The organism is Labrenzia sp. THAF187b (assembly GCF_009363375.1).
GTDB classification, from domain to species: Bacteria; Pseudomonadota; Alphaproteobacteria; order Rhizobiales; family Stappiaceae; genus Roseibium; species Roseibium algicola.
Genome location: NZ_CP045344.1, coordinates 3,238,040 through 3,261,391 on the forward strand (window position 1 = coordinate 3,238,040; position 23,352 = coordinate 3,261,391).

Below are 23,352 nucleotides of genomic sequence, written 5' to 3' on the forward strand. Positions count from 1 at the left end.
AGGACGTCACATGGCGTTTCCCGATCTGCTGGAGCAGTATCCGGAGCTTGCCGAAGGTATCGGCGGCAAGCTGACGGCCAACCAGCCGCTGTCTGCGGTCACGTGGTTCCGCACTGGTGGTCCCGCACAGTTGATGTTCCAGCCGGCGGATGAAGACGACCTTGCTGCCTTCCTGAAAAAGCTGCCGAAAGATGTTCCGGTGCTGCCGGTCGGGCTTGGTTCCAACCTGCTGATCCGTGACGGCGGCCTGAAGGGTGTTGTCATCCGACTGAGTGCAAAGGGCTTCGGTTCAATTGAGGAAGTCGGCGGCAACAGGTTGAAGGCAGGGGCAGCCGTGCCGGACAAGCGTCTGGCGGAAGCTGCGGCCAGGGCCGGTCTCGGCGGTTTTGCGTTTTACACAGGTATTCCTGGCGGTCTGGGCGGTGCGCTGCGCATGAATGCGGGCGCTCACGGCACGGAAACCCGCGAGCGCATGGTGGAGCTGACCGCGGTTGACCGGGACGGTAACCGCCACGTTCTGACGAATGAGGACATGGGCTATGCCTATCGCCACTCGGAGGCTTCAAAAGACCTGATCTTTACCTCCGCCGTCTTTGAAGGCGTGCCGCAGGACGAAGCCTCGATCCGGCAGGAAATGGCCGACGTTGTCGCCCACCGCGAGCGGGCGCAGCCGATCCGTGAAAAGACCGGCGGATCCACCTTCAAGAACCCGCCCGGAACGTCGGCATGGAAAGAGGTCGACGCTGCAGGCTGCCGTGGCCTGACCGTCGGTGGAGCGCAAATGTCCGAAATGCATTGCAACTTCATGATCAATACCGGAACGGCCACCGGTCACGATCTCGAACTGCTGGGGGAAACAGTGCGCTCACGCGTGCTGGCGCACAGCGGCATCCGCCTGGAGTGGGAGATCAAGCGCCTGGGTGAATTCGGTGCACAGGGGGCTATCGAGCCATTTCTGGGCAAGGAAGGGGAGGCTGCCTGATGGCAAGCAAACATGTCGCTGTTTTGATGGGGGGCTGGGTTAACGAGCGTCCTGTAAGCCTCGCCAGCGGCAAGGGCTGCGCCGATGCGCTGGAAGAAGCCGGCTACCGGGTCACCAGGGTCGATGTTGACCGCAATATTTCCGCTGTTCTCAAAGATTTGAAGCCCGATGTGGTCTTTAACGCTCTTCACGGTCCCTTCGGTGAGGATGGCTGCGTTCAGGGAATATTAGAAGTTCTTAACATCCCGTACACACATTCCGGTGTGCTCGCCTCGAGCCTTGCAATGAACAAGGTGAAGGCAAAAGCGGTGATGAATGCAGCCGGAATTCCGGTCACGGAACACCTTGTTGTCAACCGCAGGGAGATCACCCGCGAGCATCCGATGAAGCCGCCATATGTGCTGAAACCCATCAACGAGGGATCGAGCTTCGGAGTGCTGATTGTCAAGGAAGATCAAGAGTTTCCGCCACAGGAACTGGGTCGGGAGGACTGGCCTTACCCTGACGTGCTGATGTGCGAAAAGTTCATCAGCGGGCGGGAGCTGACCTGTGCCGTCATGGACGATACGGCCCTGGGCGTCATCGACATAGTGCCGTTAGGTCACGGCTTCTACGATTACGACGCAAAATATGCACAAGGCGGTTCAAAACACATTCTTCCTGCAAAAATTTCACCGATTGTTTACCAAACCATAGAGACACTAGCAGTTAAGGCGCATCAGGCTCTGGGTTGCCGCGGTGTTTCCCGCGCGGACTTCCGATTCGATGAGAAGGAAGACGGATCCGGAGAACTGATTTGCCTAGAAGTGAACACGCAGCCAGGCATGACGCCGACTTCTCTTGTGCCCGAAATGGCGGCCCACAAGGGGATGAGTTTCAAGGACCTGGTCAGCTGGATGGTTGAGGACGCGAGTTGCTGTCGATAAGGCGCAAACATTACCGGGACACGATGACCCCGCTGGAGGCCGAACTGGCTCCGCGCGGGCGCGGTGTGCCGCGTTTGCACCGCCAGCCGGTGTGGCGTTCGGCCGGGCGCCTGGCAGATCTGCCACGCTGGTCCGGATCTGCTGCTGCACTGACTTTCTTAACCTTAACAATTGGTTATGGAATAGTCATAGGGGGGCACGGCCGGCTTGTTGCCGACAGTCTCCTGTCCGCTGCTGGTTTCGGCATCGAGGCCGTCAAGCTGTCCGGCCAGCGTGAAATCAACGAGTTCCAGATCCTGGAAGCACTGGAAATTCACGAGGGTTCCTCGCTCGCCCTGTTCGACGCCAATAGCGCTCGCGAGCGTCTTAACGAGATGGCCTGGGTGAAGAGCGCTTCGGTGATGAAGCTCTATCCGAGCACGCTGCAGATCAACATCGAGGAACGGGTGCCCTATGCGCTGTGGCAGCGCGGCGACATGGTCTCGATCGTAAACGAATCAGGTGACGTGATCACCGACGAGGTGGATGGGCGTTATGCCAATCTGCTGCTTGTCGTGAACCACGGTGCTCAGCGCAGGGCATCCGAGATCAACACCGCGCTGGAGAAGGTCCCGGGCCTGCGTCCGCGCGTGCGCGCGGCGTTCCTGATCAGCGATCGCCGCTGGGACCTGCAGCTTGAGAATGGGATTTCTATCCGCTTGCCCCAAGACAACATCGACGCCGCCTTGGCAGATCTGGTGAAAATGGATGAAGAAAGCGGGCTTCTGTCCCGGGATATCGTTGCCATCGACATGCGTCTGGCAGACCGCGTGACCGTGCGCCTCTCCGACGAGGCTGCCGAACAGCGCAAGGTCATGACGGGCGGCAAGGGCCGCTCAGGCAAAAAGGAGCGTGACACATGAGCCGCTCCGACAACAACCTCTACCTGCCGAAGATGCGGCCGCTGCCGAGCCGTCGTGCCGTCATCATGTCGGTTCTGGACGTGGGCTCCACGAAGGTCTGCTGCCTGATCGCCAAACTGGTGCCGCAGGAAGAAAAGGCAATTCTCTCCAGTCGCTCCCACAAGGTGGAAGTGCTGGGGTACGGTTATCAGCGCTCGCGCGGGATCAAGTCCGGCGTCGTTGTCGACATGGATGCTGCCGAACAGGCCATCCGTCTGGCAGTCGACAGTGCCGAGCGCATGGCCGGCGTGACGGTCGAGTCGCTGATCGCCAACATCAGCTGCGGACGCCTGCAGAGCGAGATCTACAGCGCCAACGTTCCGCTGGCAGGCGATAGCGTGTCTGAAGCCGATATCCAGCGGGTGCTTTCCGCCGGTTCCAGCCACTCGGTGACCGATGGCCGGGCCGTCACACACGCCTTGCCGATCTCCTATTCGCTGGACGGCAGCCGCGGCATCCGCGATCCGCGTGGCATGATGGGCCACAAGCTGGGCGTCGACATGCAGGTGGTGACGGCGGAAGTTCCGCCTGTGCGCAATCTGGAACTGTGCATCAACCGCGGTCACCTTCATGTGGAAACCATGGTAGCGACGCCGTTTGCCAGTGGCCTGTCCACAATCGTCGATGACGAAGCCGAACTTGGTGTTGCCTGCATCGACATGGGCGGCGGCACGACGACACTGTCGGTCTTCGTCGATGGCCACATGGTGCACCTGGATGCGATTGCCGTTGGCGGCAATCACGTCACCACCGATATCGCCCGCGCTTTTGCAACCCGTCTGCAGGATGCGGAGCGTTTGAAAACCCTTTACGGCTCGCCGCTGGCGTCCAGCTCGGACGATCGTGACATGCTCACGGTACCGCCGCTGGAAAGCGACAGCGACCTGCCGAACCAGATCCCACGCTCGGCGTTGACCCGGGTTATCCGGCCGCGCGTGGAAGAAATCCTTGAACTCGTGAGGGATCGGCTTACGGCGTCCGGCTTTGCCGGGCGTGTCGGTAAGCAGATCGTTCTGACCGGGGGCGCAAGTCAGCTCACGGGTCTTGGAGAAGTTGCGCGTCACATCCTGGGGCGCAACGTCCGTCTTGGCCGGCCTCTAGGCGTCGCCGGTCTTCCCGAGGCTGCCAAAGGTCCGGCTTTTGCCGCCGCTGTCGGTCTCTTGATTTATCCGCAGGTCGCTCAGATCGAACAGTTCGAACACAAGAACCGGAGATCAGGGTGGGGCGGGCAATCTGGTTACCTGGCCCGCGTGGGCCAATGGATCAGGGAAAGCTTCTGACGACATGAGCCAAGAAGACGACATCCAGGAAGTTGAGCTGCCAGAAATGGCAGAGGAGATTAGGGAAGAAGAGGCTACTCCCGTACCGGGGGCGCCAGTGGGTCGCGAGGATAATATGACCATCAACCTGAAGATGCCCGACATTCAGGAGCTGAAGCCACGCATTACGGTCTTCGGCGTCGGCGGCGCGGGCGGAAACGCCGTCAATAACATGATCACTGCAGGTCTCCAGGGCTGCGACTTCGTCGTTGCCAACACGGATGCCCAGGCACTGGCCATGAACCATTCAGACAGGCTCGTCCAGATGGGCGTGGCCGTGACTGAAGGTCTTGGTGCAGGCTCCCAGCCGGAAGTCGGCTGCGCGGCTGCCGAGGAAGTGATCGACGAAATCAACGATCACCTGTCCGGATCGCACATGGTGTTCATCACCGCCGGCATGGGCGGTGGAACCGGCACCGGTGCCGCACCCGTTATCGCACGGGCGGCACGCGAGCAGGGTATACTGACGGTAGGTGTGGTGACCAAACCGTTCCAGTTCGAAGGCGCTCGCCGTATGCGGATCGCCGATTCCGGTATCGAGGAACTGCAGCGGAGTGTCGACACACTGATCGTCATTCCGAACCAGAACCTGTTCCGGATTGCCAATGCCCAGACCACCTTCGCCGACGCATTCGCGATGGCCGACCAGGTGCTCTACTCGGGCGTTGCCTGCATCACCGACCTGATGGTGAAGGAAGGTCTCATCAACCTCGACTTCGCCGACGTTCGCTCCGTGATGCGCGGCATGGGCAAGGCCATGATGGGCACCGGTGAAGCCAGCGGTGAAAAGCGTGCACAGCAGGCGGCGGAAGCTGCCATTGCCAACCCGCTGCTCGACGAATCCTCGATGAAGGGCGCAAGAGGCCTGCTCATCTCCATTACGGGCGGCAACGATCTGACGCTGTTCGAAGTGGATGAAGCGGCAACCCGCATCCGTGAGGAAGTTGACGCCGACGCCAACATCATTCTGGGCGCGACCTTCGACGAGACGCTGGATGGTCTCATCCGCGTGTCCGTCGTTGCAACCGGCATTGACAGGGAGGAAGGCCTTGCGGCCAACACGTTTCCCGGAACAGCATCTCAGCCTGTGAAGGCGGAAGCTCCGGCAGCAAGCCGGACGCCGGAAATCAACACTCAGCGCCCGGCCGCTCTGGCTGAAAAGGCTCACGCCGAAAACGCCGCTGCGAAGGCCGTTGCCAATCTGGAACGGGAACTTGCCATTCCGGATCCGCAGCCGGTCGCCGTTGCAAGCGATCCGGCAGTCGAGATCAAGAAGGTGCAGCCGGCAGCAGGTTCGCTTGCAGCCAAGCCGCAGATGCTCGACATCGAAGACGAAGCCCGGGCACCTGTTGCAGAAGACATGCCGGTCAGCCAGCCTTACATTCCGCCGGTTGCCGCCGAGCATAACCCTGCACCGCGCATGCCGCGGGTGGAGGATTTCCCGCCGATCGCTCAGCGTGAAATCCAGGCAAAGCAGCAGACTGCAAATGTAGCCCAGCCTCAGCAGGCCGTTGCCCAGCAGCGTCCTCAGCAGCCTGCTCCGGCACCGAGCTATGAAGAGCACGTCGAAGACGACCGCCGCCCGATGGGGCTGCTGCGTCGCCTTGCAAGCGGCCTTGGCCGCCATCACGAAGAAGATCAGGAACATGACATGGCTGCCGCACCGGTTGCCCGTCCTGCTCCGCAGATGCAGCCGGCTCAGCAGGCCGCTCCGCGTGCTCCTCAGCAACGTCCCGCAGCCCATGGTGCTGCCGGCCAGCTGGACAACACCGGGCGGGCAACGCCGAAGCCGGTAACTGCAACAGAAGACGAACAGTTGGAAATTCCGGCGTTTCTTCGCCGCCAGGCCAACTGATTCGAGACCCGATCATCTTCCCTGATCGTTACAGCCCGGAGTTCACGCTCCGGGCTGTTTCCGTAACGGAACAAATTCCCGTTTTAATTCAGTGATTTGAAAGCCTGTGAATCGTTACAAATCGTAATAAAGCTTTATTTCGCCCAATTGGGGTTCGGGACTATGTTCCCAGCCAACGCGGGATCGTTAAAAGTCCGTAACCCTTTAAGGGCAAATAGAGGGCTTGTTTCCGCCGCAAACCGGAAGGGCAGGGTTTTATGACCGCATATGTTGACCGACAGACGACGCTAGCCGATCAGGTGACCCTGACCGGGATTGGCGTTCATTCGGGCAAACCCGCGTCGATCACTCTCGTACCGGCCGAAGCTGGTGTGGGGATTGTGTTCACCCGCACCGACCAGGAAAACTCCACCGAAGTTCCGGCACTCTGGAACAAGGTATCCGCAACAGCACTTTGCACCGTTCTCGGCGATCCTTCCAGTGAAGGCGTCGCGACCGTTGAGCATCTCATGGCTGCTCTTTTCGGCATGGGTGTCGACAACCTGATCGTGGAAATCGACGGTCCGGAAATGCCGGTCATGGACGGCAGCAGCGTTGCGTTTGTCGAAGCAATCGAGCAGATCGGCCTGAAACGCCTGGACCGGGGACGCCGGTACCTGAAGGTGAAGAAGACCGTTCGTGTCGACAACGGCACGGCATGGTGCGAGCTGCACCCCTACAACGGCACCAAGTTCGATATCACCATCGACTTCGACACGCCGCTGATCGGTCGCCAGCAGTTCTCTTCCGACATCACCCCGGACGTGTTCCGTGACGAGCTTTCCCGTGCGCGCACCTTCGGCTACGTGAAGGATGTCGAGCAGCTTTGGAAGATGGGCTTTGCCCTGGGATCGTCGCTGGAAAATTCCGTGGCGATTGCCGAGGACAAGGTTCTCAATCCGGAAGGCACCCGCTGGCCGGACGAGTTTGCACGTCACAAGGCGCTGGACGCGGTTGGCGACCTGGCTCTTGCCGGTCTGCCGATCCTGGGTCTCTACCGCTCCTACAAGGGCGGGCACAAGATGAACCACGCGATCCTGGTCAAGCTGTTTGAAGATCCGAGCGCGTTCGAAATCGTCGAGTCGCCTGCATTCCGCAAGGTCGGCCAGGTCGACAAGGGCGGTATCGCAGCCGCAGCTGCTTTCGGGCCTGACGTCTCCTGATATAATTTTGATCGGCCGCTTTGATGAAGCGGCCGTTTTCTTTTCGGCGGAATTCGGAACCTATTTGGACCGGTTGCCATAAAATTGCTCAAAAAAACCGTCAGATGGCCGATGAGGACGTGACGGGGACCGGTGATTTCCGCTAAACACTCCTGTCGATAAATTTGCAAGGCCGCATGACATGGGCCTTAGGGGCCGGAAAGGTCCGGGAGTATAGGCGTGAACGGAATGGATACTGGTTCTGAAGTGAGCAGAGCCAAACACATGAAAACCTTCCTGAGATTGGCCGTTCTGGCTGTACCGCTTGCGCTTGCCGCATGCGGTGGCAAGGACGATCTCGATGAGTTGGCACTCAACGATACGCCGCCGGAAGTTCTGTTCAACGAAGGCCTGTCCCTGCGCGCGCAAGGCAAACTGCGCGATTCGACCCAGAAATTCGAAGAGCTCGACAAGCTCTATCCCTATTCTGAATACTCCAAGAAGTCGCTCGTGAACCTGGCGTTCCTGAACTACTCGCGCGGCAAGTACACGGAAACCGTAACTGCGGCGAAGCGGTTCGTGACGCTCTATCCGGGGGACGAGGATTCAGCCTACATGCTGTATCTCGCCGGTCAGGCCTATTTCCGCCAGATGCCGGACATTACCCGCGACCAGGCCGTGACCCGGAAGGCTGCCGGTGCGTTCAACGAGCTGATCCAGCGCTTCCCGGAATCGGAATATGTGCCGGATGCCGAAAGCAAGCTGCGCATCGTGCATGACCAGCTTGGCGGCAAGGAAATGCAGGTCGGTCGCTTCTACCTGAAGAAGCGCAACTACATCGCGGGGATCAACCGCTTCAAGACGGTTGTCGTCGATTACCAGACCACGCGGCATGTGGAAGAAGCTTTGTTCCGCCTGACCGAAGCCTACTACGCACTCGGTGTCGTCAACGAAGCGCAGACGGCCGCAGCCGTGCTCGGGCACAACTACCCGGACAGCCAGTGGTACAAGGATGCCTATTCGCTGCTCAACAAGGGTGGGTACGAGCCTTCCGAAGACAGCGGCAGCTGGATCAGCCGCGCCTTCAAGAGCATCTGACGCCTGGTTTAATCCCGAAATGGCTTCAGCCTCGCAAATGAGGTTGAAAAGGCCCAAACAGGCTCTTTCAAGACGCTTCGGTCCTCCTATATGGTGGGCCGAACTTTAAGGAGCATCCCTTCATGCTGGTCGCGCTGTCTATCCGTGACATCGTTCTGATCGACCGTCTTGACCTCGAATTTGCCGCCGGCATGTCGGTTCTCACCGGCGAAACCGGTGCGGGCAAATCCATCCTTCTCGACTCCTTGTCGCTGGCACTCGGCGCGCGTGGTGATGCCGATCTCGTGCGTCATGGCGAGGCGCAAGGGCAGGTGACGGCCGTCTTTGATGTGGCGGCGGATCATCCCGTTCGCATGTTCCTGCGCGAGAACGATGTCGATGACGATGGCGACATCATCCTGCGCCGTATCCAGACCTCCGACGGCCGCACCCGGGCCTTCGTCAACGATCAACCCGTCAGTGCAGGACTGCTGCGCCAGGCGGGCGCGCTGCTGGTGGAAATCCACGGACAGCACGACGACCGCGCGCTGGTTGACCCGGAAAGCCACCGGGCCCTCATTGATGTTTTCGGAGGGCTGACGGCCGAAGCCGAGGCCGTAGCACAGGCCTTTGCCACCTATCGCGCTGCCGACAAGGCAGTGACAGATCACGAGAAACGTATAGAAGCCGCGCGCAACGAGGCTGATTTCCTGCGTGCTGCCGTCGATGAACTGTCAGCCCTCAAGCCGGAAACCGGCGAAGAGGAGCAACTGGCGGCCCGGCGGACGGACATGATGGCGGTCGAGAAGATTGCCGGTGATCTGAACGAAGCCTTTGAAACCTTGAACGGCACTGCGTCGCCTATCCCGGAACTGGCCAGCTTGCTGCGACGTCTGGAACGCAAGGCCGACCAGGTGCCCAATCTTCTAGGCCAGCCCGTCCGCACACTTGCCGAGGCGATGGATCTTCTGGAAGAAACGCGCGGCGGACTGGAAAGCGCGCTGCGTGAGACCGAATATGATCCACGCGAACTGGAAGCTGTCGAAGAGCGGCTGTTTGCGCTTCGTGCTGCCTCCCGCAAGTTCTCGGTGCCGGTTGACGAACTGTCCGCCCTGTGTGCTCGCATGAGCGGCGATCTGGCCGATCTCGATGCGGGTGAAGACAAGTTGGCGGCGCTGGTGAGTGCTGCTGGAAAGGCCCGTGCCGAATACGACAAGAAGGCAGCCAGCCTCTCGGACAAGCGGCGAAAGACAGCCAAGGCACTGGAAAAGGCTGTTGAAATGGAGTTGCCCGACCTCAAGCTGGAGCGGGCAAAATTCATCGTCGAAGTGGAAAGCAATCCGGAAAGCCGCAGCCGTTCGGGCATCGATCAACTGGAGTTCCATGTCCAGACGAACCCAGGCACGAAGCCGGGGCCGATGATGAAGGTCGCGTCCGGTGGCGAGCTTTCCCGTTTCCTCTTGGCCCTGAAGGTGTCTCTCGCCGACAAGGGCTCTGCCCCGACGCTGGTTTTTGACGAGATCGACACAGGGGTGGGCGGTGCAGTGGCGGAGGCGATTGGTCTGCGTCTGGCACGACTTGCCGGCAGCGTTCAGGTTCTGACGGTTACCCACGCCCCGCAGGTGGCAGCTCGCGCTGCAGGGCATTTCCTGATCGCCAAGGAAGCGACCAAGAAGGACCGGGTGGCAACGCGCGTTCAGCGTATTGATGAAGACCACCGCAGCGAGGAAATCGCCCGGATGCTCGCCGGCAGCGTTATCACGGAAGAAGCCCGTGCCGCAGCGCGCAGGCTGCTGACGGCTGCGGAATAGGAAACAGGCTCCGGAGCGGTGGACAAAAAAAGGGCGGGTTAGCCGAAGCTCCCGCCCTGTGGTGCAGTTTTCAAATGAGAAATGGTCTTACGGCTCCTTGACGAGCGGTGCTTCCTTCATGTCAGGCAGCTTCAGTTCACCTTCTCCCAGGTTGGGGACATTCAGCTCGATGCTCAGCTCTTCGTCGTTCGTGAAAAAGCCATTGGCATAGAGCAGGCCGCCTGCGATCAGCGCGACGACAAGCGCTCCGGCCATAAACCAGCCAGCGCTGTTGCCGTTCGTCTTCTCGACATAATGCGTTTCACGGTCCTGATAAGCCATTCGTGTCTCCTCATTCCAACATTGACCAGCATCGAGTTTTGCCGGTTCGATGTGCTATCAACGCTTGAGCCCGCCATTCGGTTCCGGTATCCGAATTAATCCGGTCATCAACTCGGCCTGTCCCGCTGACACATTTCGTGAAGACATCATGACTGACACTTCCTTCGCCCAAACCGACATCGATGCCCTGACGCAGGAGGAAGCACAGGTCGAGCTGAAACGGCTGGCGGCGGAAATCGCCGAGCACGACCGCCGATATCACCAGGAAGATGCCCCGGTGATCTCGGATGCGGACTATGACGCCCTGCGCCGGCGGAACGCGTCCATCGAGGCCCGGTTTCCCAATCTCATTCTTGAAGATGGTCCCTCTGCCCAGGTAGGGGCGGCCCCGGCGTCCGGTTTCGGCAAGATTACTCACCGGGTGCCGATGCTGTCGCTGGACAATGCCTTCAACGATGACGACGTCCGGGACTTCGTCGGCCGCGTGCGCCGGTTTCTGAAGTTCGATCCGCTGATGGGGGTTCTGGCGGTTACTGCGGAGCCGAAGATCGACGGTCTGTCGCTGTCTCTTCGGTATGAAAACGGCACTCTGGTTTACGCCGCAACGCGAGGTGACGGCACCACAGGTGAAAACGTCACCGAGAACGCGAAGACGATCAAGGATATTCCGGAAAAGCTGTCCGGCACGGTGCCGGGCGTCGTTGAAGTGCGCGGCGAAGTCTATATGGCGCACAAGGATTTTCAGGCGCTGAACGAGCGCATGGCAGCCAATGGCGGCAAGGTTTTCGCGAACCCGCGCAATGCTGCGGCCGGCTCATTGCGCCAGCTGAAATCCGAAATCACGGCATCCCGCCCGCTGCGGTTCTTCGCTTATGCCTGGGGCGAGATGAGCGAGCTGCCGGAAGACACCCAGTTCGGCATGGTCAAGCAGCTGGAAGCCTGGGGCTTTCAGGTCAATCCGCTGATGAAACGCTGTAAAACCGTGGAAGAGCTTCTCGGGGTCTATCACGGCATCGAGGAAAGCCGCGCCCAGCTCGATTATGATATCGATGGTGTGGTCTACAAGGTCGACCGGCTGGACCTTCAGGAGCGCCTCGGCTTTGTCTCGCGGTCTCCCCGGTGGGCGATCGCGCACAAGTTCCCGGCCGAACAGGCCTACACCATCCTCAACGACATCGAGATCCAGGTTGGCCGAACAGGTGCCCTGACGCCGGTTGCCAAGCTGGAGCCGATCACGGTGGGCGGTGTCGTCGTTTCAAACGCGACCCTCCACAACGAAGACTATATCAAGGGTATCGGCCAGGACGGAGAGACGATCCGCGGCGGCAAGGATCTTCGCATCGGTGACACGGTGAAGATCCAGCGTGCCGGCGACGTCATTCCGCAGATTGTCGATATCGATCTGGACAAACGCCCCGATGGGGCGGAAGCCTTCGAGTTTCCGACGATCTGCCCCGCCTGCGGTAGCCACGCGGTGCGCGAGGAAAAGGAAAAAACCGGGCGCCGCGATGCGGTGCGCCGCTGCACCGGCGGTCTGATTTGCCCGGCCCAGGCAACGGAAAAGCTCAAGCATTTCGTCTCGCGCAATGCCTTCGACATCGAAGGCTTCGGCGACAAGCAGGTCGACGCCTTCTACAAGGAAGGCCTTGTGATGGCACCGGCGGACATCTTCACGCTGGAGGAGCGGGACAAGCGCTCTCTCACCAAGTTGCGCAACCGGGAAGGCTGGGGTGCCGTTTCGGCGAAGAACCTTTTCGAGGCAATCAACGCGCGACGAGAGATTGACCTTCATCGCTTCATCTTCGCCCTTGGCATCCGCCATGTGGGCGAGGGCAACGCCAAGCTTCTGGCACGTGCCTATGGCTCCTGGGCGGCGTTCTATGCTGCCATGAAGGCGGCGCATGACACGGCGGGTGAAGCCTGGACAGAGCTCAATGACATCGACGGCATCGGCCATATCGTTGCCGAGGCGCTGGCGGAGTTCTTTGCCGAGCAACACAATCTCGACCAGCTCGATGCGCTTCTGGTCGAGGTGTCACCCAAGGACGCGGAAAAGATCAACGCCTCCGGCTCGCCGGTCGCAGGCAAGACAGTGGTTTTCACCGGCTCGCTGGAACGAATGACCCGCGACGAAGCCAAGGCCATGGCAGAACGCTTTGGTGCCAAGACCGCCGGTTCCGTCTCGAAAAAGACCGATCTCGTGGTGGCTGGTCCTGGTGCTGGTTCAAAGCTGAAAAAGGCACAGGAGCTGGAGATCGAGGTCATCTCCGAGGACGACTGGTTCGATCTCGTGGGAGCCTGAGCGGGTATTCCTTCGTGTTTTGTCATCCGGTTTTTTTGACGAAAGGACCGGGGCAGAGGCATTTTGCTCCACCGGTGCCTGCGTTTACTGGATCCCCGCCTGCGCGGGGATGACAAAATGGGGAGGTGGGCTCTGTTTTTATTTCACACTACACCGTCATCCATTGTCATCCCGGTTTGACGCGCAGCGGCAAGACCGGGATCCAGTACCCCCTGTGCTCGCTGGAACCACTAACCGCCGGGTTTCCCGAAACCGGTATCGGCTGCGTCATATCAGCAGGACTAACGTTTATACGGGAAGAATTTCAACGAAGGCTCCACGTTGCACCTCGATCAGCAATACTATGTCTACATTCTTGCAAGCGGACTGGGCGGCACGCTCTATGTCGGGGTGACGAATGACCTGTTGGGCAGGGTTTCGCAGCACCGTGAAGGCCTCGGAAGCCAGTTTACCGCGAAATATGGCGTGCATCGCTTGATGTATTATGAAGTTCACGAGGAAATCGAGTGGGCGATCAAGCGGGAAAAACAGCTCAAACGCTGGAATCGTGCCTGGAAGATCCGTTTGATCGAAGAACGCAATCCAAACTGGGACGACCAGTTTCCAAACCTGGCCTGACACTTTTGTGTCGCTTCCATCGTTTGCTGCGCATGGCTTGTTCTCCCGCCACTTGGTCAAGCAACAGGCTCCCTTGTTTACTGGATCCCCGCCTGCGCGGGGATGACAAGGAAGCGGCTTCATGACTTGCCTTTGCTTCTCGTCATCCCGGTTTGACGCGCAGCGGCAAGACCGGGATCCAGTAACCCCTGTGCTCGCTGGAACCGCAAACCTCCGGGGTTCCTGAAATCTGTCGCGGCTTTGTCAAAGGAGGCGGCCTCACGCAGTTGCCGGTTCAAATAAGAAAAGCCCGCTTCTTGTCCCCACCAAATCGGTCATTCCTGCCTCGCCAGCGCCGGTATGTTGCTATATTGTTCTCAAAACAAGCGCTTGAAACCGGACCAGTAAACCATGACCGACCCGGACGGGTACGACGATTCCTTTGACGATCCATTCCAGCCTATCGGCACGCGGGCGGAGTCCGCGCCTGCACCCGTGCGGCCGCAAGGTGGGATCGCGGCCAGGGCGATGGCGGCACGGCGGGCGCCGGACTATCTGACGGGTCTGAACCCGGAGCAGCGGCTGGCGGTGGAAACAACCGAAGGGCCGGTTCTGGTGCTGGCTGGTGCCGGTACGGGCAAGACCCGCGTGCTGACAACACGCATCGCCCATATCCTGGCAACAGGCTTGGCGCGGCCGTCCGAAATTCTGGCGGTCACTTTCACCAACAAGGCTTCACGCGAGATGAAGGAACGCATTGCCGGGTTTGTCGGCGGCAATGTGGAAGGCATGGCGTGGCTCGGCACGTTCCACTCCATCTGTGTGAAGATCCTGCGCAAGCATGCCGAACTTGTCGGCTTGAAATCGTCCTTCTCGATCCTCGACACCGACGATCAGATCCGCCTTATCAAGCAGATCATCCAGGCCGAAGGGCTGGACGACAAGCGTTGGACAGCCAAGGCCTTTGCCGGGATGCTGGATGGTTGGAAAAACCGGGCTCTGGGGCCGAAGGATATCCCGGAAGGCGAGGCGCGGGCGTTTGCCAACGGCAAGGGCCGAAAGCTCTACGAGGAATATCAGGAGCGCCTGTCGATCCTGAACGCGGCCGATTTCGGTGATCTGCTTTTGCATGTCATCACGCTGTTCAAGACCCAGCCGGATGTCCTCAAGGAATATCAGCGCCGCTTCCGCTATATGCTGGTGGACGAATATCAGGACACCAACATCGCGCAGTACCTGTGGCTGCGGCTGCTGGCCCAGGGCAACCCGAATGTCTGCTGTGTCGGTGATGATGACCAGTCGATCTACGGCTGGCGCGGCGCGGAAGTCGATAACATCCTGCGCTTCGAACATGACTTCAAGGGCGCCGTCGTCATTCGCCTGGAGCGCAATTACCGCTCAACCAGCCATATCCTGGCTGCCGCATCCCACCTGATTGCCTTCAACGAAGGCCGGCTCGGCAAGACGCTCTTCACGGATTTCGAGGAACCCGACCACGACCTGGTGTCAGTGGCCTCCGTCTGGGACAGCGAAGAAGAAGCGCGTACCATCGGCGACGAGATCGAGACACTTCAGTCGCGAGGTCATTCGCTCAATGAAATGGCGGTTCTGGTGCGGGCATCCTTCCAGATGCGCGAGTTCGAAGACCGGTTTGTCACGTTGGGGCTTAACTATAGGGTCATCGGCGGTCCGCGCTTTTATGAGCGCATGGAAATCCGCGACGCCATGGCCTACTTCCGCTGTGTCGCGCAGCCTGCGGACGATCTGGCGTTTGAGCGCATCGTCAACACGCCCAAGCGCGGTCTTGGCGATGCGACGCTGAAACTGGTCCATGGCGTTGCCCGGGCAGAGCGCATTCCGCTGATGCAGGCGGCAAGCCAGCTTATCGATACCGAAGAACTGAAGCCGAAGCCACGCAACGCGCTGAAGTCCGTGCTCGACAACTTCGAGCGCTGGCGGCGTCAGCTCGACCAGATGAAACACACCGAACTGGCGGAAATCATCCTCGATGAGAGCGGCTACACCGAGATGTGGCGGCAGGACCGGTCGGCGGAAGCGCCGGGACGGCTCGACAACCTGAAGGAACTGATCCGGTCGATGGACGAATTTGAATCCATGGCCGGTTTCCTGGAGCACATTTCCCTCGTCATGGACCGGGACAGCGCGGATGCGACTGACGCTGTTTCCATCATGACGCTGCACTCGGCCAAGGGGCTGGAATTCGACACGGTTTTCCTGCCAGGCTGGGAAGAGGGGCTGTTTCCCCACCAGCGCGCGCTGGATGAATCCGGTCGCGCCGGTCTGGAGGAAGAGCGCCGGCTGGCCTATGTCGGCATCACCCGGGCGAAGAAACGCGCAAAACTCTATTTCGCCTCCAACCGGCGCATTCACGGTCTCTGGCAGTCAACCGTTCCCTCACGGTTTCTGGATGAGCTGCCGCCGGACCATGTCGAGATTGCCGAAGCTTCGTCCAGCTATGGCGGCTATGGCGGTGGCGGCTACGGACCGTCCCGGTTCGACAGTCATGATCCCTTCGACAAGGGCAGCTACTCCACGCCGGGCTGGCAACGTGCGCAGCGTGCCAAGCAGTCCTCCAGCGGATTTTCCGATGGCGGCGGCCGTGGGTATCAGTCTGCGCGGCAAAAGCGTCAGGGGCCCTTGACCATCGAAGGGGAGCTGGTGGCGAAATCCGTCAGTGACACGCCATCGCAATTCTCTCTGGGTGAACGCGTGTTCCACATCAAGTTCGGCTATGGCGCCATCAAGTCGATCGAGGGAAACAAGCTGACCATCGACTTTGAAAAGGCAGGGGTGAAGAAGGTCATCGACAGTTTCGTCGAACGGCACTGACCGGCTGGTTGCAAAAACCAGTCCGGTGAGCTGCTTCCGACGACTACGCTCCAATAAACCGGGAATATGGTCTCGCGCCTGATGTGTTTTTGGGTTGGCCCCAAAGCCTGAGACACTTTGAGCCTGGGGGCGTTCTAGAGATCGACACCTTGCGGTTTGATCAGCATGTCGCGTTCCTTCAGGAAGGGATGAATTCCGATGGCCTCGCGCAGCACTTCCTGGCCCAATTGCACTCTGCCGAGCGTCATGAAGATGATTGCCTTGCCGGACAAGGCGCCAAAGTGCCGTGGTTCCAGGGCAAGGGCGCGTTCGATATCTTCGAGGCTGGCTTCGTAATTACCCTGCAGGAAGAGGATGAAGGCACGCTGGTTCCAGCCTTCCGAGTAATCCGGAGCTTCTTCCACGACCGTGTCGAGCAGATCCTTCGCACCCTGAAAGTCATAGGACCCTCGTTTACGCATGGCCTCGTCCACCTTCTGCCGGATCTCCGGCGTAGGGGCGGCATCCAGCCAGGTGTGCCAGATGCTATCCTCGATCTTGCTGGCCTCCTCTTCATTCGGAGCGTTCTTCAAGGCTTCAAACAGTTGATCCTGCTCGGACGTCGCCAAAGCGGGGAGGGTGAGAAGCTGGAGGCAAAGAAGCGCAGCAACCAGATATCCGGTCACTTGCAGCCAGTTTAGGCGCGAACGGGGGCAAGTCATGGGTGGTTCCTCGCATTTCCCAATGAAATGGGGCAGAGGCCCGGTTTGCCCAGTCACGGGGCCGTTTCAAGCTGGCATCACTGGCCGCTTCCCGCTATACCGCACGCCTTGACCCCAATAACCACAGGCGCGAGCGGCGATGAAAACCATCCGGGTACGGATCACGGCTGAAGAACTGGAAGCCAAGCGGATCTCCGAGATCCTTGAACGGGCGTTTGAGGATGACGGCAATCCGGTGACCATCTACGAAGCAACGCCGGACGGACGCCTGTGGGCGGCTGAAATTCTTCTGTTCGACAAGGAGCCGGAAGAGGCGGCTGCGACGGTGCGCGACCGTGTCGGCGCCGATGCATTTGCCGCGCCGCTGGAAGCAGAAGAACTGCCGGATATCAATTGGGTCGAGAAGAGCCTGGAAGGGCTGAAGCCGGTAAAAGCCGGTCGTTTCGTTGTTCACGGCAGCCACGACAGGGACAAGGTTCCAGGTGGTGCCATCGGCATCGAGATCGAAGCAGCGCTTGCCTTCGGAACCGGTCACCATGGCACGACCGCGGGTTGCCTGGAGGAAATCGACAGGCTTTTGTCCATGCGCGCGTATGACAGCATTCTCGATCTTGGAACGGGAACAGGCGTGCTGGCAATCGCCGCTGCGCTTCAATCCCGCCAGTTGGTTCTTGCAACCGATATCGACCCTGTTGCGACGAAAACGGCGCTGGAAAACGCCCGGCTCAACGGTGCGGGGCATCTTGTTCGTGGCTTTACCGCCAACGGAATTGAAGACCGCCGCTTTCGTCTCTTTGGTCCGTTCGATCTGGTGATCGCCAACATCCTGGCGCGGCCGCTGATGAAGATGGCGAAGTCCATCGGTGAACGCATGACGCCGACCGCAACCCTCGTGCTGTCCGGCCTCAGGGTGGAAGACGGCCCCCGGATCCTGTTCGCCTATGGCTGTCAGGGTTTCATTCTGGACAGGCGCGGCGAAAAGGACGGCTGGTTGACGCTTACTCTTGTGCGGGGACGTAAACAGGCCTGACTGCGTCCGCAATCTGCCAGGAAGCAGCAATGATCATGTCCTCGCCCGCAAGACGCTTGTCGACGCTCGGCTCCGCGGGATGAGGGAAGGGGAGAGCCGTTTCTTTTATTCTGGTGCCGGAAAATTTTGACTGCAGATACAAAAAGACCCGCCGAAAATTTCGGCGGGTCTTTTCTTGTGCACAGTGGTCTTTACTTAAACCGTCCTGAGCCCCTTAGAACGCGCTGGTAGAGGTGCCTTCGCGCTCGAGCTGGGCGCGGTCATAGCCGTGGGAGGCCAGGGTCGCGTCGTCAAGTGACAGCAGGTAGCCGTTGACATAGCGGCGTGCCTGGATGGAGCGGGCTTCAATCATGCGGTCGAAAGCGCGGCGCATGAAGCTGCCGCCAGCGCGGGTCGAAGTGGTCGTTTTCATGGTCATCGTGATCAATCCCATTTGAAGGTTAAGAGCTTCCCTAGGGAGAACGTCTTTTTCTTGTGTGACCTCTATATGCGCTTTTGCCGGGACCTCAGGTAGGCCTCGAAACGCATGCCAGCCTTGCGCTCTTCGCATATGCGAAAGATTTTGCTGCGGTGCGAAATGCGGGGAAGATTATGCTGCTGAACCAATTCAAGCGGAATAATTATCCAGCTTGATCGGATGGGGTCGCGAAATTATCTTGCGGCCATGTTCCAGACCTTTGACGATCTCAGTGATCCTTCCTGTGGTGCGCCGCATGCGGCGCTTCTCAGAGCCGAACTCTCCCGCCGTGGTCTCGACGGCTTTCTCGTGCCGCGTGCCGATGCGCATCAGGGCGAATATGTTCCGCCGCATGATTGCCGCCTCCAGTGGCTGACAGGCTTTACGGGATCTGCCGGCATGGCTGGGGTTCTGGGGGAAGAAGCCGCGATTTTCGTCGACGGCCGGTACACCATTCAGGTGCGTGACCAGGTCGACATGGCGGTCTTTCCGGCGCGCCATCTTGTCAATGAGCCCGTGACCGACTGGCTGGCCGAACGACTGCAGCCGGGGCAGAAGCTGGGCATCGATGCCATGCTGCATACGGTGCGAGAGGTTCGTCGTCTCGAGGAGATTTGTGAGTCGGCCGGCGCCACTTTGGTCAAGCTGAACGACAATCCGGTCGACAGTGTCTGGAAGGACCGTCCCGAGCCGCCACTTGGTCAGGTTTCGCTCTATCCGGTTGAGCTTGCCGGACGCGGTGCGAAGGACAAGATTGCCGAAATCCAGTCGGCCCTCGCAGACAAGAAGGCGGATGCCTGCGTGCTGACGCAGCCCGACTCGATTGCCTGGCTGTTCAACATCCGCGGGTCCGACGTCACCCATACGCCGTTGCCGCTCTCCTTTGCCACGGTTCCGGCAGAAGGCAAGCCGTCCCTGTTCATTGATGGCCGCAAGTTGTCCAATTCCGTTCGCGATGCACTCGCCGATCTGACGGACCTCAGTGAACCTGCTGATTTCAAACCGGGGCTGGAGGGTCTCGGCAAGGCTGGTGCCAGGGTGATGATTGATCCGGGCCTGGCGGGGATCGGCATCGCCGACGCCATCACCAGGGCAGGTGGAACCTTGCTGGAAGCGCAAGACCCGATCCTGCTGCCGAAGGCGATCAAGAACGAGACGGAACTGAAAGGCGCGCGCACCGCACATGTCCGCGATGCAGCTGCTTTCGTCAATTTTCTGTGCTGGTTTGACGAAGTCGCTCCCCGGGGCGATCTCGATGAGATCAGCGCTGCGGAAAAGCTTGAGGAGTTCCGCCGGGAAACCGGTGTTCTGAAGGATATTTCCTTCGACACGATTTCCGGTGCAGGCCCGAACGGGGCGATTTGCCACTACAGGGTCAGCCGGTCCAGCAATCTCAAGATCCCGGTTGGCAAACCGTTCCTGATCGATTCGGGTGCCCAGTATGAAGACGGTACCACCGACATCACCCGCACACTTGCGGTTGGAGAGGTCAGTGCGGAGATGAAGAAGCACTACACGCTGGTGCTGAAGGGACATATTGCGATCTCGACCGCAAAGTTCCCGGAAGGTACCACGGGTGCGCAGCTCGATACGCTTGCCCGGATCGATCTGTGGAAGGCCGGTCTTGATTTCGACCATGGCACCGGTCACGGCGTCGGTGCCTACCTCAGTGTTCACGAAGGACCGCAACGTATTGCCAAAACCGGCACGGTGCCGCTGAAACCGGGCATGATCCTGTCGAATGAGCCGGGCTACTATCCGGCGGGCGAATACGGCATCCGGATCGAAAACCTGGAAGTCGTCACGCCTGCGCGTGATTTGCCGGGTGGGGAACGCCCGATGCTCGGCTTCGAAACGATTACGCTTGTGCCCATGGATCTTCGGTTGATTGAGCCTGCTCTGCTGACGGTTGCCGAGCGCGACTGGTTGAACCGGTATCATGAGAGGGTCCGCGCCGAGATCGGTCCGCTTGTGGGCGCGAAAGAGCGGATCTGGCTGGAACAGGCGACAAAAGCGATCTAAAAGATCCTGGAGGCCGGTTTCGACCGGCCTTCCTATTTTGAATTCTTGTTTATCGAGCTGAGGTTTTTCAATGCGCGCCGCGGATGTTCTCAAGATGCCGCTCTACGCTGCCGAGCTGGCAACCGGAGCCAAGTCGTTTCGGGACAACCCGCTGATTGGCAGCCGCCGGCTGAACGAGGCCGGGTTGCACGCCAAGCGCATCAAGCTGGCGGAATCCATGGCGGATTCGCGCCGCCGCAGGTTGGAGCACCTGCTGCCGGAAGCTGACCGCGCAGCTTATGCAAGAGACGGATTTATCGCCACACGCAACCTTCTGCCGGAAGATGAACTGGCGGCGCTGCGCAAGGAAGTCGAAACAACGCGCTTCGATGCCTGGGACATGCGCCAGGGTAATGCCGTCACGCGGTTCGTTCCCCTGCCGCCCAGTGTGCTTGCAGATTTGCCTCGTCTGAAGGCCTTCGTCTGGAGCAAGCCGTTCCAGAACGGTCTGCGTTATGTCGGTTCGACCAATGGTGATCCACTGGTCTACCTGCATATTGTCATGACCAATCCGGACACCAAGCGGAAGGCCGACCCGCAAACGGCGTTCCATTCCGACACTTTCCATCAGACCGCGAAATCGTGGTTCTTCCTTTATGATATCGATGATGCCGAGGGACCGTTCACGTATATTCCCGGATCGCACCGGCTGACGCCGGAACGGCTGGAATGGGAACGTGAACAGAGCCTGTCGGCCTGTGGGGACAAGAACACGCTGCATGCTCGCGGTTCCTTCCGCCTTGCTCCGGAAGAACTGGGTCGGCTGAAATATCCCGAGCCGGTGAGGTTCGCGGTTCCCGGCAACACGCTGGTCGTTGCCGATACCCACGGCTTTCATGCCCGTGCCGCCAGTAAGCGGCCGTCGGTTCGCGTTGGCATTTATGGCTCGCTGCGTCGAAATCCATTCCTGCCGTGGGCGGGGCTTGACCCGTTCGATCTGCCAGGCCTCAGGGGGCGCCAGGCCCGGTTCTACATGGCCCAGAAGGATCTGCAATTCCGCCTGAAGGGCAAGGCATCGCATCGCTATGCGGGCAAGATCCTGGTAACGGAACCTTCGAAATTCTGACCTTGCGGACAATCCTGCAGGCGGGATTCCTGCTGGTGTCCGTTAGTGGTGCTCTTCCTCGTTGGCCTTGATCAGCTCCGAGTTGAAGTGATTGAGCGCCTTTACGTGGCGCGCCTGTCCGACGATCCTGGTTGCATCTTTGGTGCTGACGACGGGAAGCGAGGCTTCTCCGCAGGAATCAAAGCTTTTCAGTGCGCTTTCAAGCGAGTCGGTATCATGAAGGTAACTGCCGTCCTGACCGGGTCGGAAAATGCAATCCTCCTCATTGGCCGGGGGAGGGTCCATGAAATCCTTCACCTTGACCGTTTCTCCCAGAAAGCGGTGGATGCCGTCATTCACGAAATAGCCGCGCAGGCCAAGCAACCAGTGGAAATAGGATTTGCCATGAACGGCCTGTGTCAGGCCCGTTGCAATCGACACGGTCAGCAGCAGGGCGATCGAGAGCGTGTAGCCGCCGGTCAATTCGAAAACGATCATGGTTGTTGAAAAGGGCGCGCCGAGAACCGCTGCTGCAACGGCCCCCATTCCCAGGATTGCGTAAAGCCCCTCGCTTGAAGCCAGTTCGGGAAAGACGGAGGCGGCAATCAGCCCGAAGGCGCCTCCGGTCATTGCGCCGAGATAGAGCGATGGCGAGAAGATGCCGCCGCCAAATCGGGACGCCAGAGTGATCGCGGTCGCGGCTGTTTTCGCAAACAGCAGAGCGAACAGCATCGCCAGGGGCAACTGGTCCTTGAGGGCAGCGTCAGTGGTCTCGTAGCCGACGCCAAGCACGTCGGGAAAGACCAGAGCAATGAGCCCGACCGCGAAACCGCCGATAACGGGTCGCAGCCAGACCGGCATCGAAATGTTGCGGGCAACCCAATCCGTTCCGATCAATGCAAACTGGAACAGGATTGCAACGAGGGCGGAAACCAGGCCCAGAAGCGCAAAGGCCGGAAATTCCCAATAGGAGGTAATCTGGTGTCCCGGGATGACGAAGGCGGCAACGTCGCCGAACCAGAGCCGGGAGAATACGGTTCCCGTAACGGCGGCAATCGCGATGGGCGAAATGGCCGACATCGCATAGTGCCCGAGAATGACCTCATGTGCGAACAGAACGCCTGCGATAGGTGCGTTGAAAGACGCGGACACCGCACTGGCAACGCCGCAGGCCAGCAGAATACGATGCGCGGAATCCGGCAGCTGAAACAGGCGCCCGACCGATGCACCGATGGTTGCCCCCAGGTGCACGACCGGGCCTTCACGCCCGGCACTGGCGCCGGAGCCGAGCGATAGCGCCGTGATAAGGGCTGATGATATGCCCGGCCAGAACGGCAGCCCGCGTCCGCCTTTGACACGAGCCTCGATCACGTCCGCCACGCTGAACGTTCTTTGCATCGGTTGCATGTACTGAAGCAGCAGGCCAACCAGCAATCCGCCAATGGTGGGTCCGGCAACGATCATGTACCACGGCAGTGTCGCGGCGGCGCTGACGACACGTTCTGTCGCCGTGCCAAGCCAGGGCAGCTGCACCAGGCTGATGATTTCACGGAAGATAATGGCCGCCCAGGAGACGAAAGAGCCGATCAGAAGGGCCAGCAGCCAGACGATATGGCTTTTCTGACGCAGAAATTCCCTGAAGTTGAACCCGATGCCAGCGAGAAGCCCGGCGATGCCGGAGCGAATGGAAGGGGCGAGCCTATAAAGAAAGTTCAATCGGTCTGGCATTTGGTCGGCGTGACTCAACTGAGATTAAAAGCCAATCTGGATTACGGCCCCATTTTACGGAGGAACCGCGTCACTTCACCGTCAAAATTGAAAAAATCCGGCTTGTCCCTTGATTTTCATATGTTCAGGTTTAAGGAGGGGGTGTCGAAGCCTTCAGGCCATGTCGCC

General features: G+C 59.7%; 18 protein-coding genes. 14 read left to right on the forward strand and 4 right to left on the reverse strand.

Features of this window, described 5'->3' with window-relative positions:
- Positions 1 to 10: 10 nt before the first annotated feature.
- The 8 genes from murB (at position 11) to recN (ending at position 10,092) form a co-directional block, all read left to right on the forward strand.
- The gene (gene murB, locus FIV03_RS14825) at positions 11 to 982 is read left to right on the forward strand and encodes a UDP-N-acetylmuramate dehydrogenase (RefSeq protein ID WP_152510089.1); all 972 of its coding nucleotides are present in this window, start codon (positions 11 to 13) and stop codon (positions 980 to 982) included.
- Positions 982 to 1,908 carry a D-alanine--D-alanine ligase gene (locus FIV03_RS14830; protein ID WP_023000496.1) on the forward strand — a complete coding sequence of 309 codons (927 nt, stop codon included), beginning with the start codon at positions 982 to 984 and terminating at the stop codon, positions 1,906 to 1,908. The genes murB and FIV03_RS14830 overlap by 1 nt, the downstream gene beginning before the upstream one ends.
- Positions 1,909 to 1,931: 23 nt before the next feature.
- Positions 1,932 to 2,810 (forward strand): cell division protein FtsQ/DivIB, encoded by an 879-nt coding sequence (locus FIV03_RS14835; RefSeq protein WP_023000497.1) that lies wholly within the window; start codon positions 1,932 to 1,934, stop codon positions 2,808 to 2,810.
- Positions 2,807 to 4,129 carry a cell division protein FtsA gene (gene ftsA, locus FIV03_RS14840; RefSeq protein ID WP_023000498.1) on the forward strand — a complete coding sequence of 441 codons (1,323 nt, stop codon included), beginning with the start codon at positions 2,807 to 2,809 and terminating at the stop codon, positions 4,127 to 4,129. The genes FIV03_RS14835 and ftsA overlap by 4 nt, the downstream gene beginning before the upstream one ends.
- Positions 4,130 to 4,244: 115 nt before the next feature.
- The gene (gene ftsZ, locus FIV03_RS14845; RefSeq protein WP_152511940.1) at positions 4,245 to 6,023 is read left to right on the forward strand and encodes a cell division protein FtsZ; all 1,779 of its coding nucleotides are present in this window, start codon (positions 4,245 to 4,247) and stop codon (positions 6,021 to 6,023) included.
- Between the two features lie 257 nt (positions 6,024 to 6,280).
- Positions 6,281 to 7,225: a UDP-3-O-acyl-N-acetylglucosamine deacetylase gene (gene lpxC, locus FIV03_RS14850; protein ID WP_023000500.1), complete on the forward strand. Its 945-nt coding sequence runs from the start codon at positions 6,281 to 6,283 to the stop codon at positions 7,223 to 7,225.
- 228 nt (positions 7,226 to 7,453) lie between these two features.
- The gene (locus FIV03_RS14855; RefSeq protein ID WP_209009667.1) at positions 7,454 to 8,302 is read left to right on the forward strand and encodes an outer membrane protein assembly factor BamD; all 849 of its coding nucleotides are present in this window, start codon (positions 7,454 to 7,456) and stop codon (positions 8,300 to 8,302) included.
- 122 nt (positions 8,303 to 8,424) lie between these two features.
- Positions 8,425 to 10,092, forward strand: a complete 1,668-nt coding sequence (gene recN, locus FIV03_RS14860; RefSeq protein ID WP_152510090.1) for a DNA repair protein RecN — start codon at positions 8,425 to 8,427, stop codon at positions 10,090 to 10,092.
- 87 nt (positions 10,093 to 10,179) lie between these two features.
- Here recN and FIV03_RS14865 read toward each other — a convergent pair whose 3' ends face one another.
- On the reverse strand, positions 10,180 to 10,413 hold the full coding sequence (locus tag FIV03_RS14865; protein WP_023000503.1) for a hypothetical protein: 234 nt from the start codon (positions 10,411 to 10,413) through the stop codon (positions 10,180 to 10,182).
- Positions 10,414 to 10,561: 148 nt separating this feature from the next.
- On the opposite strand from FIV03_RS14865, the gene ligA reads away from it, so the two are divergent.
- The 3 genes from ligA to FIV03_RS14880 all read left to right on the forward strand — a co-directional run bounded on the left by ligA (position 10,562) and on the right by FIV03_RS14880 (position 16,162).
- The gene (ligA, locus tag FIV03_RS14870) at positions 10,562 to 12,715 is read left to right on the forward strand and encodes an NAD-dependent DNA ligase LigA (RefSeq protein ID WP_152510091.1); all 2,154 of its coding nucleotides are present in this window, start codon (positions 10,562 to 10,564) and stop codon (positions 12,713 to 12,715) included.
- Positions 12,716 to 13,036: 321 nt separating this feature from the next.
- Entirely contained in the window at positions 13,037 to 13,333 is a 297-nt protein-coding gene (locus FIV03_RS14875; protein ID WP_152510092.1) for a GIY-YIG nuclease family protein, read from the forward strand.
- A gap of 390 nt (positions 13,334 to 13,723) precedes the next feature.
- The gene (locus tag FIV03_RS14880) at positions 13,724 to 16,162 is read left to right on the forward strand and encodes a UvrD-helicase domain-containing protein (protein ID WP_023000506.1); all 2,439 of its coding nucleotides are present in this window, start codon (positions 13,724 to 13,726) and stop codon (positions 16,160 to 16,162) included.
- Between the two features lie 134 nt (positions 16,163 to 16,296).
- Here FIV03_RS14880 and FIV03_RS14885 read toward each other — a convergent pair whose 3' ends face one another.
- Positions 16,297 to 16,863 carry a tetratricopeptide repeat protein gene (locus tag FIV03_RS14885; protein ID WP_152510093.1) on the reverse strand — a complete coding sequence of 189 codons (567 nt, stop codon included), beginning with the start codon at positions 16,861 to 16,863 and terminating at the stop codon, positions 16,297 to 16,299.
- Between the two features lie 139 nt (positions 16,864 to 17,002).
- On the opposite strand from FIV03_RS14885, the gene FIV03_RS14890 reads away from it, so the two are divergent.
- Entirely contained in the window at positions 17,003 to 17,893 is an 891-nt protein-coding gene (locus tag FIV03_RS14890) for a 50S ribosomal protein L11 methyltransferase (protein WP_152510094.1), read from the forward strand.
- A 214-nt stretch (positions 17,894 to 18,107) separates the two neighbouring features.
- On the opposite strand, the gene FIV03_RS14895 is transcribed toward FIV03_RS14890, so the two are convergent.
- The gene (locus FIV03_RS14895) at positions 18,108 to 18,311 is read right to left on the reverse strand and encodes a hypothetical protein (protein WP_051990144.1); all 204 of its coding nucleotides are present in this window, start codon (positions 18,309 to 18,311) and stop codon (positions 18,108 to 18,110) included.
- Between the two features lie 246 nt (positions 18,312 to 18,557).
- Between FIV03_RS14895 and FIV03_RS14900 the strand changes: the two genes are divergently transcribed.
- Together FIV03_RS14900 and FIV03_RS14905 are read left to right on the forward strand one after the other, a co-directional pair.
- Positions 18,558 to 20,372 carry an aminopeptidase P family protein gene (locus tag FIV03_RS14900; protein WP_152510095.1) on the forward strand — a complete coding sequence of 605 codons (1,815 nt, stop codon included), beginning with the start codon at positions 18,558 to 18,560 and terminating at the stop codon, positions 20,370 to 20,372.
- Positions 20,373 to 20,442: 70 nt separating this feature from the next.
- Complete coding sequence (locus FIV03_RS14905; RefSeq protein WP_152510096.1) at positions 20,443 to 21,477, forward strand: phytanoyl-CoA dioxygenase family protein; 1,035 nt, start codon at positions 20,443 to 20,445, stop codon at positions 21,475 to 21,477.
- Between the two features lie 42 nt (positions 21,478 to 21,519).
- Here FIV03_RS14905 and FIV03_RS14910 read toward each other — a convergent pair whose 3' ends face one another.
- Complete coding sequence (locus FIV03_RS14910) at positions 21,520 to 23,172, reverse strand: chloride channel protein (RefSeq protein ID WP_152507600.1); 1,653 nt, start codon at positions 23,170 to 23,172, stop codon at positions 21,520 to 21,522.
- Positions 23,173 to 23,352: the final 180 nt, after the last annotated feature.